Origin of the sequence: Streptomyces sp. NRRL WC-3626 (genome assembly GCF_000718785.1) — a bacterium.
Lineage (GTDB): Bacteria > Actinomycetota > Actinomycetes > Streptomycetales > Streptomycetaceae > Streptomyces > Streptomyces edwardsiae.
The window spans coordinates 223,729-239,738 of the sequence record NZ_JOCA01000023.1 but is presented as its reverse complement, the minus strand read 5'-3'; the positions used below and the strand labels follow the sequence as shown (position 1 = coordinate 239,738).

General features: G+C 72.7%; 14 protein-coding genes. 2 read left to right on the top strand and 12 right to left on the bottom strand.

All coding sequences use genetic code 11. The features are described from left to right. Window positions 1–29: 29 nt before the first annotated feature. The 5 genes from IF28_RS0129175 to IF28_RS0129155 form a co-directional block, all read right to left on the bottom strand. On the bottom strand, window positions 30–1,439 hold the full coding sequence (locus IF28_RS0129175; protein WP_030226320.1) for a wax ester/triacylglycerol synthase family O-acyltransferase: 1,410 nt from the start codon (window positions 1,437–1,439) through the stop codon (window positions 30–32). Between the two features lie 210 nt (window positions 1,440–1,649). Further along, on the bottom strand, window positions 1,650–4,280 hold the full coding sequence (locus IF28_RS0129170) for a glycoside hydrolase family 2 (protein ID WP_030226318.1): 2,631 nt from the start codon (window positions 4,278–4,280) through the stop codon (window positions 1,650–1,652). A gap of 203 nt (window positions 4,281–4,483) precedes the next feature. Then, the gene (gene glgC / locus IF28_RS0129165) at window positions 4,484–5,704 is read right to left on the bottom strand and encodes a glucose-1-phosphate adenylyltransferase (protein WP_030226316.1); all 1,221 of its coding nucleotides are present in this window, start codon (window positions 5,702–5,704) and stop codon (window positions 4,484–4,486) included. A gap of 51 nt (window positions 5,705–5,755) precedes the next feature. After that, a complete protein-coding gene (glgA, locus tag IF28_RS0129160; protein WP_030226312.1) occupies window positions 5,756–6,907 on the bottom strand; it encodes a glycogen synthase in 1,152 nt (383 codons plus the stop codon). 38 nt (window positions 6,908–6,945) lie between these two features. Further along, window positions 6,946–7,737, bottom strand: coding sequence for a (2Fe-2S)-binding protein (locus IF28_RS0129155; protein WP_234325371.1), 792 nt, complete (start codon window positions 7,735–7,737; stop codon window positions 6,946–6,948). Between the two features lie 174 nt (window positions 7,738–7,911). On the opposite strand from IF28_RS0129155, the gene IF28_RS0129150 reads away from it, so the two are divergent. Continuing rightward, a complete protein-coding gene (locus IF28_RS0129150; protein WP_030226307.1) occupies window positions 7,912–9,054 on the top strand; it encodes a DMT family transporter in 1,143 nt (380 codons plus the stop codon). Here IF28_RS0129150 and IF28_RS0129145 read toward each other — a convergent pair. Continuing rightward, window positions 9,044–10,258: a transglycosylase family protein gene (locus IF28_RS0129145; RefSeq protein ID WP_030226304.1), complete on the bottom strand. Its 1,215-nt coding sequence runs from the start codon at window positions 10,256–10,258 to the stop codon at window positions 9,044–9,046. The genes IF28_RS0129150 and IF28_RS0129145 overlap by 11 nt on opposite strands. Before the next feature lie 366 nt (window positions 10,259–10,624). On the opposite strand from IF28_RS0129145, the gene gndA reads away from it, so the two are divergent. Next, a complete protein-coding gene (gene gndA / locus IF28_RS0129140) occupies window positions 10,625–12,064 on the top strand; it encodes an NADP-dependent phosphogluconate dehydrogenase (protein ID WP_030226301.1) in 1,440 nt (479 codons plus the stop codon). A 442-nt stretch (window positions 12,065–12,506) separates the two neighbouring features. Here the strand turns inward: gndA and IF28_RS0129135 are convergent, their stop codons facing one another. The 6 genes from IF28_RS0129135 to panD all read right to left on the bottom strand — a co-directional run bounded on the left by IF28_RS0129135 (window position 12,507) and on the right by panD (window position 15,755). Continuing rightward, window positions 12,507–13,286 (bottom strand): DUF899 family protein, encoded by a 780-nt coding sequence (locus IF28_RS0129135; RefSeq protein ID WP_030226298.1) that lies wholly within the window; start codon window positions 13,284–13,286, stop codon window positions 12,507–12,509. Between the two features lie 63 nt (window positions 13,287–13,349). Further along, window positions 13,350–13,685, bottom strand: a complete 336-nt coding sequence (locus IF28_RS0129130; RefSeq protein WP_030226296.1) for an ArsR/SmtB family transcription factor — start codon at window positions 13,683–13,685, stop codon at window positions 13,350–13,352. After that, a complete protein-coding gene (locus IF28_RS0129125; protein ID WP_030226293.1) occupies window positions 13,682–14,179 on the bottom strand; it encodes an SRPBCC domain-containing protein in 498 nt (165 codons plus the stop codon). The genes IF28_RS0129130 and IF28_RS0129125 overlap by 4 nt, the downstream gene beginning before the upstream one ends. Window positions 14,180–14,296: 117 nt before the next feature. Continuing rightward, the gene (locus tag IF28_RS0129120) at window positions 14,297–14,947 is read right to left on the bottom strand and encodes an aspartate/glutamate racemase family protein (RefSeq protein WP_030226289.1); all 651 of its coding nucleotides are present in this window, start codon (window positions 14,945–14,947) and stop codon (window positions 14,297–14,299) included. Window positions 14,948–14,953: 6 nt separating this feature from the next. Beyond that, window positions 14,954–15,403 carry a GNAT family N-acetyltransferase gene (locus tag IF28_RS0129115; protein WP_324616060.1) on the bottom strand — a complete coding sequence of 150 codons (450 nt, stop codon included), beginning with the start codon at window positions 15,401–15,403 and terminating at the stop codon, window positions 14,954–14,956. Beyond that, entirely contained in the window at window positions 15,333–15,755 is a 423-nt protein-coding gene (gene panD, locus IF28_RS0129110; protein ID WP_030226280.1) for an aspartate 1-decarboxylase, read from the bottom strand. The genes IF28_RS0129115 and panD overlap by 71 nt, the downstream gene beginning before the upstream one ends. Window positions 15,756–16,010: the final 255 nt, after the last annotated feature.

The window sequence follows — 16,010 nt, the reverse complement described above, 5'->3', positions numbered from 1 at the left end:
CGTGGGGCCCCGGCACCAAACCGGATATGTCAGTGATCGCAGGCGGCCGTGAGTGTCGTCACCTCCTCGGTCACCGCGCGGGCCAGCAGGTCGAGGTCGGGGACGGCCGCGCCGTCGGCGACAAGCCCGTAGTGGACGCTCCCCCGGTAGGTGGAGACCGCGACCGCGAGGGAGTGCCCGGGGGCGAGCGGCGCCAGCGGGAAGACGGCGCCGAGCGGGTCACCGCCCAGCCGCAGCCCGAAACCGGGCAGCGGGACGCTGGTGACCAGGACGTCGAACCAGAGCCGGGCCGCCTGGCCGAGCAGCGGTCCGCCGAGCCGGTGCCCGAGCGGCGGCACATGCTCGGCGAGCAGCGCGACGGCGCCCGCGCCCCGGTGCGGGCCGGCGTCCTTGTTGCGGTCCATGGCGGTACGCACCCGGGCGAGGCGGGCCAGCGGGTCCCGCTCGTCGACGGGAAGCTGTATCAGGTACCCGGAGAGCCGGTTGCCCTGTGGGTGGGCGGTGCGCGGGCGGCGCCTGGAGACGGGGACGAGGGCGCGGGGTGCGACGCCTTCGCTGCCGTCGCCGCGTTCGTCGAGCCAGCGGCGCAGCGCGCCGGCCACGACCGCGATGAGTACGTCGTTCACGGTGCCGCCGGCGCTCTTGCGGATGCGGTGCACGTCGTCGAGGTCGACGACCACGCCCGCGGTGCGGCGGGTGCCGCTGGGCGCGCAGGCCAGCGCGGGCGAGGAGCGCATGTCGAGGGTGGAGCGGGCGACGGCGGCGCCGATGTCCAGCGCCCGGCCGGCGTCGGACAGGGCGTCGCGCACCAGGCCGGGCACCTCGCGCACGTCCGGCAACAGCCCGCGCGGGGGCTCGGCGGGGCGGGGCCGGGGCGCGGGGAGGTCCATCGGGTCCATCAGGGCGGCGGCGAGGGTGAGGGCGCGCAGCCCGTCGGCGAGGGCGTGGTGGAACTTGAACAGGACGGCGAAGGACGTGCCGTCCTCCCCCGGCAGCACATGGGCCTCCCAGGGCGGCCGGGTGCGCTGCAGCGGACGCCCCATCAGCCGTCCGGCGGCGGTGTGGAAGTCGGCGGCCGGAGGGTGCAGCCGTACGTGGTCGAGGGGGTCGAAGCCGGGGTCGGGCTCGCGGGTGGCGCCGCCGAAGGCGAGCGATCCGCGCACGGCGGCGGCGAGCGGCCTCCGCAGCACGGCCGTCAGCGGGGTGCCGGGGGCCGGCCAGGTGCGGCGCAGCGCCGCGAGCGGCTGCCAGGTGTCGCGGATCCGCATGCGCAGCCCCGGTACGGCGGCGGCGCGCGCGGAGAGCAGATCGGCCGCGTGGGCCGCCGCGGAGGGCGATCCGGCGGAGAAGACGCCGAGGGCGGCGAGGTGCATCGGATGACCGGCGGACTCGATGTTCCAGAACGCCAGATCGAGAGGGGCGAGCGGGTCTGCGGTCATGGGCGGGGCCTCGCGTCGACGACGGGAACGGATCAGTAGTCAATCGCTCCCGACCGATTACGGTCAAGTACGATCCAGCTACACCCAGTTAACATCATGTGACGTCTCTGCCCCTTCCGCCGGTACGGCGGAAGGGGCAGAGACGGAGTGATCCGCCGGGCTAACGCGCCGGAGACCACCCGGACGGGCGCGGCCCGCCGGAGGAACGGTTCATCGCGTGGCGTCCTCCCCCGCCGGGCAGCCGGCCGGCTGTGGCCGGGAGGCGTCCCGGATCAGGGCCTCGTGGGCGGCCTTCACCCGGGCCACGTCCGGCTTCAGCACCCGCCGGTCGTAGGTGAGCAGACCGTTGAGCTCGCCTTCGACGTCCGTGATCTGGGTGTAGACGGCGCCGTTGCTCCCCCGGCACACCAGTGCGCGCACCTCGTCGAGCTTGGCGAGGTAGTCGTCGGTGTAGGTCGCCGGGTCGACGTCGACGTACGACTGCTGCACCGGCCAGGCGTGGCCGGGCACCGCGAGACCGAGTCCGCCGTACTCGCCGCTGACCAGGGCGCGTTTCCCGTCCGGGCGGGGCGGGAGGGCGGGGCTGGGGTAGCCGTGCTCGTCCATGATGTCGCCGGCGTTGCCGTCGGCGCCCAGGTTGAGCCCGGACTGGTTGTTGACCAGCCGGCTGGGGTCCCAGGCCTTGGCCTGTTCGGCGACGCGGCCGATGTCGTACTGGCCCCATCCCTCGTTGAAGGTCACCCACATCACGATCGACGGGCTGCTGATGTGCTCGTCGATCATCCGCTTCATCTCGCGCTCGTAGCGGGCGCGGGCCTCGGCGCTCGGGTTCTTCCCGGCCGTCATGGCGGGCATGTCCTGCCAGACCAGCAGTCCGAGCCGGTCGGCCCAGTAGAACCAGCGGTCGGGTTCGACCTTGATGTGTTTGCGCACCGAGTTGAAGCCGAGCTCCTTGTGCGCCTTCAGGTCGTAGGCCAGGGCCTCGTCGGTGGGCGCGGTGTGCAGGCCGTCGGGCCAGAAGCCCTGGTCGAGGGTGGCCATCAGGAAGACGGGCTCCCCGTTGAGGACCGTGCGCGGCACCCCGTCGACGTTCTCGACGGCGATGGAGCGCATGCCGAAGTAGCTGCCGACGCGGTCGGCGCCGACGGTGACCTCGAGCCGGTACAGGAAGGGGTCGTCGGGCGACCACAGGCGCGGGTCGTGGATCCTCAGCGTGAGCGGCCCGCCGGTGCGGCCGGTCGCCGTGGCGACCTTGCGCCGTCCTTCGTACGCGGTCGCCCTGACCGGGACGCCGTCGCGGACGCCCTTCGCCTCCACGGTGAGCCGCTCGCCGGGCACGTCCGGGATCAGTTTGAGCGAGTCGACGTGGTCGCGGGCGACGGGCTCCATCCAGACGGTCTGCCAGATACCCGAGCTGGGCGTGTACCAGATGCCGCTGGGGTCCAGGCGCTGCTTGCCGAGCGGCGGGTTCTCCCCGTCGGCGGCGTCGGTCGGGTCGTACACGCCGACGATGAGTTCCTGGGTGCGGCCGGGCTTCAGCGCGTCGGTGACGTCGGCGCCGAACTTGTCGTAGCCGCCCTCGTGGTCGGCGACCTTGACGCCGTTGACGTACACCTCGGAGCGCCAGTCGACGGCGCCGAAGTTGAGCCGCAGCCGCTTGGCGGTGCCGATGTGCCAGTCGCGGGGCACGGTGAAGGTGCGGCGGTACCACATGCGGTCCTCGTGCCGCTGGAGGCCGGAGAGCCGGGACTCCACCGGGTACGGGACGAGGACGCGCTCCTCGAGGGTCTTCCCGACGGGCGGCTGCTCGCCCTCCTCGGCGGCGGCGAACTGCCAGCGGCCGTTGAGATTGCGCCACTGCTCACGGGTGAGCTGCGGGCGCGGGTATTCGGGCAGGGCGTTGTCCGGGCCCACCTCGTCGGCCCACCTGGTGCTCAGTTCGTGGGTGGAGCGATTGGGGCCGCTGCTCAGGAAGGCGTCCACGGGGTCGCCGTCGGCGGCGGTCAGTCCGCCCTGTCCGTCGTAGCGGATGTCGGCGCTGCCGCGTGCGGTGCCGGTCCTGTTGCCGACGACGGGCTCGGCGAGCGTGACGAGCAGCGCCCGGGGGTCGGCCGGGTCGGGGTCCGCCGACTTCACGGGCCAGTCGGCGCCGCCGATCACCGCGTCGAAGTGGTCGGTGAAGCCGGCCGGGGGCGCGGCGAGCGGCTGGGGGAAGTCCAGCTTGAGGGTGCGGCCGGAGGCGAGGACCGTGGCGGCGAGGGCGCCGTCGTAGTCGAAGCCGTCGGGGAGGCGGAAGGCGGACTGCGGTACGGGCTCCTTGGCGCCGCCGGGCTCGGTCCAGCGGAGGTGGAAGTTGGAGCCGCCGTAGTGCTCGAAGTACTCGACCTTGATGTCGTGGGCCCGGCCGGCGGTCAGTTCGACGGGCTGGGCGGTCTGTTCGCGGTCCCAGTCGTCGATCCAGTGGTCGATGGCGATCTCGCCGTCGATCCACAGGCGGAAGCCGTTGTCGGCGCTGACCGAGAAGGTGTGGGCGCCGGTCCGCTCCGGCACGATCTTCCCGGTCCAGCGGACGCTGACGTCGTCCGACCGGCCGGCGGTGAGGCTCAGCCTCGGCTCCAGGTTGTCGAAGTCGAGGGCGGCGTCGAAGGCGGTGGCCTTGAGCTCGTGGAAGTCGAAGGCGCCGGGGGCGGACTGGGTGTAGTACTCGCCCTTCAGGCCGTGGATCTGGGCCGGGTCGTCCTCCGCGGCGGTCGCGGCCGGGCCGATGGCGGTGAGTCCGGTGACTCCCAGCGCGGCGGCCAGCAGAAGCGCGAATCGGTTTCTGAGTCGTCTGGTGCGCACGGAACCTCCGTCGGTGAGGAAGGTGACGGCTCGCTGCTCAGTACGTGGTTCTGGCTCTGCGTGTTCTGTTCTGTGCGCCGCACTTGGCAGTACAACGTTGTCAAAGAACAGTACTTGGCATAACAGCACGGATTCCTCCATCCGTCCAGGGACATGACAAAGGCCCCGGTGGTCACTCCGACCGGGGCCCGTCCCTCGTGTCACTACGGCACGAGCTGTCCCTTGCCGAGCGCGATCACCCCGTTCTTGGACACCGTGTACAGCTCGGTGTCCCGCTCCGGATTGACGCCGATGGTGGCGCCCGGCGGCACCTCCACGTTCTTGTCCAGCACGGCGCCGCGCACCACCGCGCCCCGCCCGATGTGCACGTTGTCGTGCAGCACCGACCCCTGCACGACCGCGCCCGGGTCGACCACCACGCCCGGCGACAGCACGGACCGGGTGACCTGGCCCCGGATCAGGCAGCCGGCGCTGATGATCGACTCGCTCGCCATGCCGCCCGCGTTGAAACGGGCCGGGGAGAGCTGGCCGGAGTGGGTGTAGACCGGCCACTGCCGGTTGTAGAGGTTGAACGCGGGGCGCTCGGCGATCAGGTCCATGTGCGCGTCGTAGTACGCGTCCAGGGTGCCCACGTCCCGCCAGTAGCCCTGGTCGCGGCTGGTCTCGCCGGGCACGTGATTCGTGCTGAAGTCGTACAGCGCGGCCTCGCCCCGCTCGGTGAGCTGGGGCAGGATCGAGCCGCCCATGTCGTGCACCGAGTTCTCGTCCTCGGCGTCCCGGTGCAGGGCCTCGATGAGCGCCTTGGTGGTGAAGACGTAGTTGCCCATCGAGGCGAAGACCCGCTCGGGGTCGTCGGCGAGCCCGGGCGGGTCGGCGGGCTTCTCCAGGAAGCCCTCCACGGTCTGGCCGTCCGAGCCCGGCGTGATCACACCGAAGGAGGCGGACTCCGAGCGCGGCACCCGTATCCCCGCCACGGTGACCCCGGCGCCGCTGTCGATGTGCTGGGCGAGCATCTGGCGCGGGTCCATGCGGTACACGTGGTCGGCTCCGAACACCGCCACGTACTCGGGCCGTTCGTCGTAGATCAGGTTCAGCGACTGCAGGATCGCGTCGGCGCTGCCCAGGTACCAGCGCGGGCCGAGGCGCTGCTGGGCGGGGACCGGGGTGACGTAGTTGCCGAGCAGGCTGGACATCCGCCAGGTGGTGGTGATGTGCCGGTCCAGCGAGTGCGACTTGTACTGCGTGAGCACGCAGATGCGCAGGATGTCGCCGTTCACCAGGTTGGACAGCACGAAGTCGACCAGGCGGTACGTCCCGCCGAAGGTGACCGCCGGTTTGGCGCGGTCCGCCGTGAGGGGCATCAGGCGCTTGCCCTCGCCGCCCGCGAGCACGATTCCCAGGACCGAAGGACCACCACGACGCATGGCCGCTCCCCTCACGCCGAATTTTCCCAAGACTGCCCCGGAGGGACCGTACTAAGCCTGTTCGAGGATCTCCGTGTACAGCGCGGCCGTACGGCGGGCCACCGCGCCCCAGCCGAACTCCGAGACCGCGCGCTCCCGGCCCGCCTCGCCCATCCGCCGTGCCGCCGCCGGATCGCCGAGGACGGAGTCGAGGGCCCGCGCGAGACCCGCCTCGAAGCCGTCGTCCGCCTCCACGAGTACCCCGGTCGAGCCGTCCGCCACGACCTCGGGGATCCCACCGACCCGGGAGGCGACCACGGCGGTGCCGCACGCCATGGCCTCCAGGTTGACGATGCCGAGCGGCTCGTACACCGAGGGGCAGACGAACACGGCCGCGTGCGTCAGCAGCTGGATCACCTCGGGCCGCGGCAGCATCCGCGGAATCCAGTGCACGCCCTCCCGGGCCCGGCTCAGCTCCTCGTACAGCTCACGGAACTCCCGGTCGATCTCGGGCGTGTCCGGGGCGCCCGCGCACAGCACGACCTGGGCGGCGGGGTCGATGCCGCGCACCGCCCGCAGCAGCTGGGGCACGCCCTTCTGCCGGGTGATCCGGCCGACGAACAGGACGTACGGGCGGGAGCGGTCGAGGCCGATGCGGTCCAGGGCGTCGGTGCCGGGGTCGGGGCGGTAGAGGTTCGTGTCGATGCCGTTGTGCACGACGTGCACCCGGGCGGGGTCGAGGGCCGGGTAGGCGGCGAGGATGTCGTCGCGCATGGCGGCGGAGACGGCGATCACACCGTCGGCGGCCTCGACGGCGGTGCGCTCGGCCCAGCCGGACAGGGCGTAGCCGCCGCCGAGCTGCTCGGCCTTCCAGGGGCGCAGGGGCTCCAGGGAGTGGGCGGTCATCACGTGCGGGATGCCGTGCAGCATCTTGGCGAGGTGGCCGCCGAGGTTGGCGTACCAGGTGTGGGAGTGGACCAGTTCGCGTCCCTGGAGGGCGGCGGCCATGGCGAGGTCCACGGAGAAGGTGCGCAGCGCGTCGTTGGCGCCGTCGAGCGCGGACCAGGGGCGGTGGCGCAGCACGCCGTCCGTGCCGCCCTCGCCCCAGCAGTGGACCTCCAGGTCCACCAGGGGCCGCAGCTCCCGGGCGAGGAACTCCACATGGACTCCGGCGCCGCCGTACACGTCCGGGGGGTACTCCCGGGTCAGCAGTCCCACTCGCACCCGTGAACCCCCTGTCTGAGCGGACGTTGTTCTCATGGTCACCCAGACGGGGCGCGTGGGGAAGAGCGGGGCGGCCGGGCGAAGCAGCAGTCGCCGCAGACTCCTCCGCCGGGGACGCGGTAGTAGAGGCAGCAGCTGCGCCGCCGGAAGGCGGTCCCCGTAAGGGTTCCGGTCCCGGCGAGGAGGGGGTGCGCGAGGAGTTCGGCCGCGAGGGACGAGGCGCGGGCACGGACGTCCGTACGGCCGTGGCGGCGCCCCCAGCGGTCCAGTTCCCGGGCGGCGCCGGCGAGCGCGGAGGCGGCGTTGCCGCGCAGCAGGCCGGGGGCGAGACGGTGGCGGGCGCGCAGGGCCCCGGCGAGGGGTTCGAGGTGACCGTGCAGCACCAGCCGGGCGATGGTCCCGGCGTCGCCGGGCAGCGGTCGCACCTCGGTCAGCCAGAGGTCGTCGGGGGCGCCGGCCTCGGGGTCCCAGCGCAGCAGCGGCGGGGCGAGGTCGGGGACGGCGCCGTGCAGGGCGGCGCAGCCGAGGGCGACGGACCACAGGCGGGCGGCGAGCCCCTGCTGGGCCACCGAGGCGGCGACCCGCTCCTCCGGGGTGCCCAGCGCCCGGGCGACCCGGCGGACCCGGGTGATCAGGGGATCTCCGTGAACATCCGGGCGTCCGGGCCCGTATGTCCGGGCGAGCGTGGGCAGACGACGGTCGGCGCCTCCTGCCGTACGCAGTACGAAGAATCCACCGAGACGGTGAAGGGCGGTGAGCGACGGGTCGAGGTCCACGAGGTGCAGTAGTACCAGGGCCCCTAGGGGGTGGTCGTCGGGGAGTCGCGCCATGCGGCACCCACCCTGGGGATGACGGGGTCGTCGTCGTACTCCATCGGCAGTAGGACTCATTGAGTGCTCAGGGACGACGACGGGAACACTTCGGCAAGGCATCGTGTTGGTTATGAGAGCCGACCGTTCGCCGCGCCGAGGGTACCGCCCCGGCCTTACGCAGAGGAGCAGCCGATGAGCGCCCTCGCGTTGTCCGTGCTGCTGTCGTTCGTCTCTGCCGTGGCGTACGCCGGCGGGGCGATCGTGCAGGAGCAGGTGGCGGTGTCCTCACCCGGCGCACAGCAGTACGCGCCGCTGCGCCGTCCCGGCTGGTGGGCGGCGGTCGCGCTCAACGGCCTCGGCGGTCTGCTGCACGTGGTGGCGCTGGCGTACGGTCCGCTGAGCCTGGTGCAGCCCCTCGGCGCGCTCACCATCGTCTTCGCGCTGCCGATGGCGGCGCTGTTCGTCGGCCGCAGGGCCGGGGCCACCGCGTGGCGCGGCGCCATCATGGCGACGGTGGGCCTCGCGGGTCTGCTCTCCCTGGTCGGCGCGTCCGACGCTCAGTCGCTGGACACCGCGCAGCGGGTGGCGGCGGCGCTGGGGACGGCCGGTGCGGTCGTGGCGCTGATGGTCGCGGCACGGGCCGTGCACCGGCATCCTGCGGTGCGCAGCATCCTGCTGGCGATCGCCTCCGGTGTCGCGTTCGGTATGTCCTCCGTGTTCACGAAGACCGTCGCGGTCGACTGGACCGGCGGGGTCACGGCGGCGGACGTGCCGTCCCTCGCGGTGATCGGCGTCCTGGCCACGGCCGGCATGCTGCTCTCCCAGGCCTCCTACCGCGGCGCCGGGCTCGCGGCCCCGCTGGCCACGCTGACGGTGGTGAACCCGGTGGTGGCGGCGGCGGTCGGCATCACGATGTTCGGCGAGACCTTCCGCTACGGCACGACGGGCACGGCGCTCGCGCTGAGCTGTGGTGTGGTGGCCGCCGGCGGTCTGATCCTGCTCACGACGGAGCGGCTCGCCCGCGAGCACCAGGAGGCCGAGGCGGCGGAGGTCTCCGTGCCGGAGCCCGCGTCCGAGACGGTTCCGGCCGCGCGGTCCTCCGTGGAGTCCGCCGTACTGGACGAGGCGCCGGCGGCCGATCCTGCGGAGCGGCTGCTGGCGGAGCTCACGGTGCCCGAGGACGTACGGCTGCCCGCGGCGCCCGCGCCGTCACCCAGCGGCCCGGCCGAGGAGACGGATCCCCTCGCCGTGCCGCTGGTGTCGTACGTGCCCTTCTACGGTCCGTACGTCCCGGTGGCGGTGGTGAACCGGCACCGGACGCGGGTCACATCCTGACGCCGCCCGCTCTCAGGTAGGCGACCGGGTCGACGTCCGATCCGAAACCGGGCCCCGTCCGCACCTCGAAGTGCAGATGCGGGCCCGAGCTGTTGCCGGTGGATCCGGAACGGCCGATGCGCTGGCCGGTGCCGACCGACTGTCCGCTCTTCACGGAGATGGCGGACAGGTGGGCGTACTGGCTGTAGCGGCCGTCGGCGTGCCGGACCACCACCTGGTAGCCGAACGAGCCTTCCCAGCCCGCGCTGACGACGGTGCCGGCCCCGACCGACTTCACGGAGGTGCCGGTGGGCACGGGGAAGTCGACGCCCGTGTGGTAGCCCTTCGACCAGGAGGACCCCGCCTTGTGGTACGGCGTGCCGAGCGCGGCGCTGACCGGGGCGACGAGGCCGCCGGCCTTGGTGGAACGGTCGGCGCGGTCCTGGGTCTTCTTCTCCTCGGCGGCCTTCTTCTCGGTCTTCTTCCCGGCCTGTTCGCCGCCGGCCTTGTCGGTCTTCTCAGGCTTTGTGGCCTTCTCGGGCTTTGTGGCCTTCTCGGCCTTCCCGGTCTTCGTCGTCCCGTCGGGCAGGCTGAGGCGCTGGCCCGGCAAAATGAGGTCGGGGTCGCCGCCGATGGTGGCGCGGTTGGAGTCGTACAGCTTCTGCCAGCCGCCGCGCACCCGTTCGTCCGACGCGATACCGGAGAGGGTGTCGCCGTGCACGACGGTGTACATCTCGGCCCGGCCCGCGCGGGACTGGGGTGTCGTCTGCGGCTTGACGTCCTCGACGGAGGTCTTCTTGTTCCCGCCGGATCTGTCGGCGGCCGGCCGGATGTCGGGGGTGTCGCCGCCCCGGGTCAGTCCGGCCCGTACCGAACACACCGGCCAGGCGCCGGGGCCCTGTCCGTCGAGCACCTTCTCGGCCACGGCGATCTGCTGGTCCTTGGTGGCCAGATCCGCGCGTGCCGCGTACCGGGCGCCGCCGTACGCCTCCCACGTCGACTGGGTGAACTGGAGTCCGCCGTAGAACCCGTTGCCGGTGTTGATGTCCCAGTCGTTCGTCGACTCGCAGGCCGCGACCTTGTCCCAGGTGCCCACGTCGGCCGCCTGGGCGACGCCGGTGCCCAGCAGCGGGAGCGCCATTCCGGCCCCGCCCGCCGTGACGGTCAGCGAGGCACGGTTGATCCTGTTCGGCTGATACCGGCGGTGCCGGCCGCGTACGGCCATGGAAATCCCCCTCGACAACGCGTCAGGAGGGGCAAAAGTAAGCGTTGCGAACTGGCCGTGACAAGACGGCTATCGGCCGCACGGATGCGCCAACTGGCCGGGAGTTTTCGCCCGTTGCGCCCCCATAGGCGCATCGGGCGCCGCGTGCGCCGGCGGGTGTGCCCGGGCGCCGGGGCACGCTCGTCTGCGCGCCCGGTGAGTGGAGCGGGGGTGTCCGCGCGTATGTGCCTGCGCGGGGTCGTGACGACCCGCGCGTGCGCGCGCAAGTGCGGCACGTCAGGATGGTCGATGGCAGGACCGACGGGTGCCGACCGGCAGAACCGGCACCCGGCGGTACCGATACCAAGGTCACTAGGAGCCACCTCAATGAGCAGTTCAGCGCAGATCGGCGTCACGGGGCTCGCGGTCATGGGCCGCAACCTCGCCCGAAACTTCGCCCGCAACGGCTACACGGTCGCGGTGCACAACCGGACGGCGGCCCGCACGCACGCGCTGGTGGAGGAGTTCGGCGGCGAGGGCAGCTTCGTGGCGGCCGAGACGGCCAAGGAGTTCGTCGCGGCGCTGGAGCGGCCGCGGCGGCTGGTCGTCATGGTGAAGGCGGGTGAGCCGACGGACGCCGTGATCGAGGAGTTCGCGCCGCTGCTCGAGCCCGGCGACATGATCATCGACGGTGGCAACGCGCACTTCGCGGACACCCGGCGCCGGGAGAAGGCGCTGCGCGAGCAGGGCATCCACTTCGTCGGCATGGGCGTCTCCGGCGGCGAGGAGGGCGCGCTGAACGGGCCGAGCATCATGCCGGGCGGCCCGAAGGAGTCGTACGACTCGCTGGGTCCGATGCTGGAGAAGATCTCCGCGAAGGCGAAGGACGGCTCCCCGTGCGTCACGCACGTGGGTCCGGACGGCGCCGGTCACTTCGTGAAGATGGTGCACAACGGCATCGAGTACGCCGACATGCAGCTGATCGGTGAGGCGTACCAGCTGCTGCGCGATGTCGCCGGGTACTCCCCCGCGCAGATCGCGGAGATCTTCCGCACCTGGAACACGGGCCGGCTGGACTCGTATCTGATCGAGATCACGGCCGAGGTGCTGTCGCACGTGGACGCGGCCACGGGCAAGCCGTTCGTGGACGTGGTGGTGGACCAGGCGGAGCAGAAGGGCACGGGCCGCTGGACCGTGCAGATCGCGCTCGACCTGGGTGTGCCGGTGTCCGGGATCGCCGAGGCCGTCTTCGCACGCTCCCTGTCGGGTCACGCGGCGCTGCGCGAGGCGTCGCGCGGGCTGGCCGGTCCGAAGGCGGCCCCGATGGGCGAGGCGGAGGCGGCCGCGTTCGCCGACCGGGTGGAGCAGGCGCTGTACGCGTCGAAGATCGTGTCGTACACGCAGGGCTTCCACGAGGTCGCGGCCGGCAGCGAGGAGTACGGCTGGGACATCGACCTCGGCGCGGTCTCCGCGATCTGGCGGGGCGGCTGCATCATCCGCGCGGCCTTCCTGGACCGGATCCGCGCCGCGTACGACGCCCGCGCCGACCTGCCGAGCCTGCTGTCGGACGACACGTTCGCGCAGGAGATCGCCGACGCCCAGGACGACTGGCGCGAGGTGCTGATCGCAGCGACCCGCCAGGGTGTGCCGACTCCCGGCTTCGCCGCGGCCCTCGCCTACTACGACGCCCTGCGCGCGGAGCGTCTGCCGGCCGCGCTCACCCAGGGGCAGCGGGACTTCTTCGGCGCGCACACGTACCGCCGTACGGACCGCGACGGCTCGTTCCACACGCTGTGGGGCGGGGACCGCTCGGAGGTGACGGCGTAGCGGCCGCATGAGGGAAGGGGCGGTGGACGGGCCGGACGGTCCTCCACCGCCCCTTCTTCTCTGCCTCGGGTCGGCCTCGGGTCTGCCTCGGGGTCAGCTGAGGGGTGGGCCGGGTTCGGGGCTGGGCACCGGGTCGGGGCCGGGCGGGATCGGGGAGGGTGACGGGTCGGGCGGGCCCGGCTGGGGTGGCCGCGGCCCCGGTCCCGGGGGCTGCGGGGTGGGCTCGGGGCCGGGCCCCGGCGGCGGAGGCGGAGGGGCGGGCTCCGGGCCGGGCGGCGGCACCGGGTCGGGGTGGGTGGGGTCCGGGCCCGGGGTGGGTCCCGGGGTGGGGCCCGGCGGGACCGGGTCCGGGTAGGGGTTCGTCATGGCGCGTGTCCTCCGGCCTGTCGGTCGACGTCGGCTCTGGACTTCTCCCCCGCCTACCCGACGGCCGTCTCTCCAGTCACCCGGCCGGTGGATCAGCGCCCGGGCCGAGCGCGTCGGAGCGGCCGGCCGCGACGCGCGACCACTGGGGGATGGGGCGTCCGTCGCTCCGCAGCCGCACCTCGTCGACGGGCGTGCCCTGGACCCTGGGCCAGCCGGGGGGAGAGTCCTCCCACCGCTCCTGCCGTCCGTACACGGTGAGGTCCATGAGCGCGTAGCTGTAGTCCATGGCCTCCACACCGCGCCGGGTTGTCCAGTACGTCTCGAAGACGCGGTCGCCGTCCCGCAGGTAGCACACGATGTGCATCATGCCGACGTGCCGCCCGACCAGCAGTTCGTCCTGCGAGGGGAGGGCCGAGTACCACGGCACCTCCCAGCCCATGAAGTCGCGGTAGCGGCGGCTCTCCGCGTACGGGCCCTGGCAGAACACCGCGTAGGTGATGTCCCGGGAGTGCAGGTACGACAGCTCCTGGACCTGGGTGGTGACCCAGGTGCAGCCCTCGCACTGCCCGGCCGCGTCGTGGCCGGGGTACCACATGAAGTAGTAGGCGACGAGCTGCCGGCGGCCTTCGAAGGCGTCGAGCAGGGTGAGCGGCCCGTCGGGCCCGGTCAGTTCGAGGCCGGCGGCCACCTCGACCATGGGCAGGCGGCGCCGGGCGGCGGCGATCGCGTCGCCTTCCCGGGTGTGCGCCTTCTCCCTGGTCCGCAGGCGGTCCAGTTCGGCCTGGTAGGCGGCACGATCGGCGGTCGGCGGCAGCGCCGGCGCGCGGTCCGCGGGCCTGTCGTCGTGATCGGTCATGGCTCTGCTCCCATCGTCGTGGGTCGCGTCGTCGCAGGTCGCGTCCTCGTGGGCCGCGGTCCGTCAGGGGACCGCGTCGGGTTCGGGGCGCTCCGCCAGTTCCTTGACTCGCAGCAGACGCGTCTCCCAGGAGCGGCCGATGCGGTCGAGTTCGCGGGCCAGGGCGCCGAGCCGGGCGCCGACGGCGAGATGGACGACCTCGCGTCCGCGCTGCTCGGACTCGACCAGCCCGACCTCGCGCAGTACGTCCAGGTGTTTGCCGATCGCCTGCCGGCTCACCGGAAGGACCCTGGCCAGCGCGGACGCCGACATGGGGCCCTCGCCGAGCCGGGTGAGTATCTCCCAGCGCGTGGCGTCGCCGAGTGCGGCGCACATGACGGGGAGGGCCGGAGCGGTCATCGGCTCCCCGCCGTGGCGGACGGGTTCGTCTCGACGAACGTCTTCGCGGCGGCCAGCTCGGTGAGCCAGCCCTTGTCGTTGCCCTCGCGCTCCTTCAGCCAGGCCGCCGGGTCGTCGGCGAGAGTGGAGAATCCGCTCTCCACGACGCGCAGGGTCACCCCGCCGCCGTCCCGCTCGTCGATCCAGAACTCGACCAGGGTCGAGGGCGCCGAGTCGTCGCGGTACGGGGTGCCGATCCAGCGGAAGGCCGCGTAGCGGGGCTTGTCCAGCTCCACCGTGCGGAACCGGAACTCGCCCAGGGACGGGTGGCGCACCACGGTCACGTCGCCCTCCCGTCGCAGGTCCGGCTCGGCCTCGACCTCGCCGTCGTTGATGTACCAGCCGGGCCGTGCGATCAGCTCCCACACCCGCTCGGCGGGGGCGTCGATGTCGATCTGCCGGGCGATCCGGTCGAGCTCGGCCAGTTCCGTGTCGGTGTAGGTGGTGTCGTTCATGAGAACCTCCGTCGCCGGTCCATGTGCAACTCAAAGATTGCACATCTCGGAGGGGGTGTGCAACCCAAGGGTTGCGGTTGTCCGCATGGCCGATGCCGAGAAGACGTCCCGGCCGCCCTACGCCTCGCCGGGACCCTCCCCGCACAGGCGGGCCGCCGCCAGGAGTCCCGGGCGGGGACTGGAAAGGACGGGTACGCGGGCGGTGGTGAGCCGCCCGGCCTGAGCCATGGATGCCTGGGCGAGGACGATCACATCGGCGCCGGTGACCGCGTCGGCGGCGTCCGCGACCCGGCGTACGTACCCTGCCGGGTCGTCTGCCTCGAAGCGGGCCCACGCGCCCTCGACCAGCACGGTCCGCACATCGACGGGCCGCCCGGCACGATCCGCCTCCTCCTCGACCAGAGCCGCCGTCGGTGCGAGCGTGCTCTCCAGGGCGGCGAGGACGACGACCCGCGATCCGGCCGCCACCGCCTCGGCGGCCATCGGCCGGTCGACACGCAGCACCGGAACACCGGACCGGACGGCCGCGGCCTCCGCCACCCCGCCGATGGTCGAGCAGGTGCACAGCACGGCCCCGGCACCTCCGCCGACGGCTTCGCCCACTCTCGCCCGTACGTCGTCGGCCACCGCCGCGGGCCCGTCGGCGCGGGCGCGCTCCAGCAACTCCGCGTCGACGAAGTGCCGCAGCTCCAGCCCGGGACGGAGCTCGTCGCGCAGCGCGTCGAAGACGGGCACGTGGACGGGCGAGGTGTGCAGCAGTGCGAGCACGGGACGTCAGAACCGCTCGGGGTGCGCCGCGAGCCACTCCTCGGCCGCCCGGATCAGCTCCGGCCCGGCCGCCGGGGCCTCGTCGGGGTGGCGCTCGGCCCACTTGACGACGTACGGGCAGAGCGGGGCGACGACGCTGCTCTCGCGGGCGGCGACGGCGTACAGCTCGCGGGCGAGGGAGCCCGCGATGCCCTTGCCCTCGTGCGCGGGCTCCACGATGGTGTGGACCGGCACGAGCGCGCGCTCGGGGGCGTCGAGCGGGAAGTACTCGATCCGCCCGACGACCTCCCCGTCCGCCACCGCCTCGAGCCGGCCGGCCGCCCGGTCGTCCCGGATCTCGATGTCACCCATGGCCACGTCACACTCCTGCCTCGGTCGGTACCGGTCAGGCCGTGGCGACGGCCCCCGGGCTGCGCTCCTGGTCCGACCCCGGCACCGGCTCGGACGGGTCCGCACCCAGGGCCACGACGCGATTGTCGCCGTCCACGTGCACGACCCGGGGCTCCAGCGCCCGCGCCTCGGCGTCGGTCACCTGAGCGTAACTGATGATGATCACCAGATCACCGGGCCGGACGAGATGAGCGGCGGCCCCGTTGATCCCGATCACCCCGGACCCGCGCTCCCCCTCGATGACATACGTCTCGAGCCGCGCCCCATTGGTGATGTCGACGATGTGCACCAGCTCCCCCGGCAGCAGATCGGCGGCGTCGAGCAGCTCGGCGTCGATCGTCACGGATCCCACGTAGTGCAGGTCGGCGTGGGTGACGGTGGCACGGTGGATCTTGGACTTGAACATGGTGCGCAGCACGTTGGACTCCTGGAAGTCGGCTCCCTGCCTGCTTTGTGCAGGTCAAGGGCGTTCTTCACTCTACACCGGCACTCGTCGCCCTCGAGGATTCCGGAGAACATCGACTCCACTCGGGCAAGAAGGCTCCTCGCCTGCGCTTCCGTCCGATCCAGGCTGTCGCACCATGGCCGACCAAGCACCGACCCGAACCCCTGTCCCGGAATGCGTGCGGACTCATGCTGACCAGATGCTGACTGACCCGACGATGCGCCAGGC

What these genes read in the sequence shown, in the direction of transcription:
- IF28_RS0129175 (WP_030226320.1), bottom strand. Translation starts at nt 1,439, where the DNA reads ATGACCGCAGACCCGCTCGCCCCTCTCGATCTGGCGTTCTGGAACATC.
- glgC (WP_030226316.1), bottom strand. Translation starts at nt 5,704, where the DNA reads ATGCGTCGTGGTGGTCCTTCGGTCCTGGGAATCGTGCTCGCGGGCGGC.
- IF28_RS0129155 (WP_234325371.1), bottom strand. Translation starts at nt 7,737, where the DNA reads ATGGCGCGACTCCCCGACGACCACCCCCTAGGGGCCCTGGTACTACTG.
- IF28_RS0129150 (WP_030226307.1), top strand. Translation starts at nt 7,912, where the DNA reads ATGAGCGCCCTCGCGTTGTCCGTGCTGCTGTCGTTCGTCTCTGCCGTG.
- IF28_RS0129145 (WP_030226304.1), bottom strand. Translation starts at nt 10,258, where the DNA reads ATGGCCGTACGCGGCCGGCACCGCCGGTATCAGCCGAACAGGATCAAC.
- gndA (WP_030226301.1), top strand. Translation starts at nt 10,625, where the DNA reads ATGAGCAGTTCAGCGCAGATCGGCGTCACGGGGCTCGCGGTCATGGGC.
- IF28_RS0129135 (WP_030226298.1), bottom strand. Translation starts at nt 13,286, where the DNA reads ATGACCGATCACGACGACAGGCCCGCGGACCGCGCGCCGGCGCTGCCG.
- IF28_RS0129130 (WP_030226296.1), bottom strand. Translation starts at nt 13,685, where the DNA reads ATGACCGCTCCGGCCCTCCCCGTCATGTGCGCCGCACTCGGCGACGCC.
- IF28_RS0129125 (WP_030226293.1), bottom strand. Translation starts at nt 14,179, where the DNA reads ATGAACGACACCACCTACACCGACACGGAACTGGCCGAGCTCGACCGG.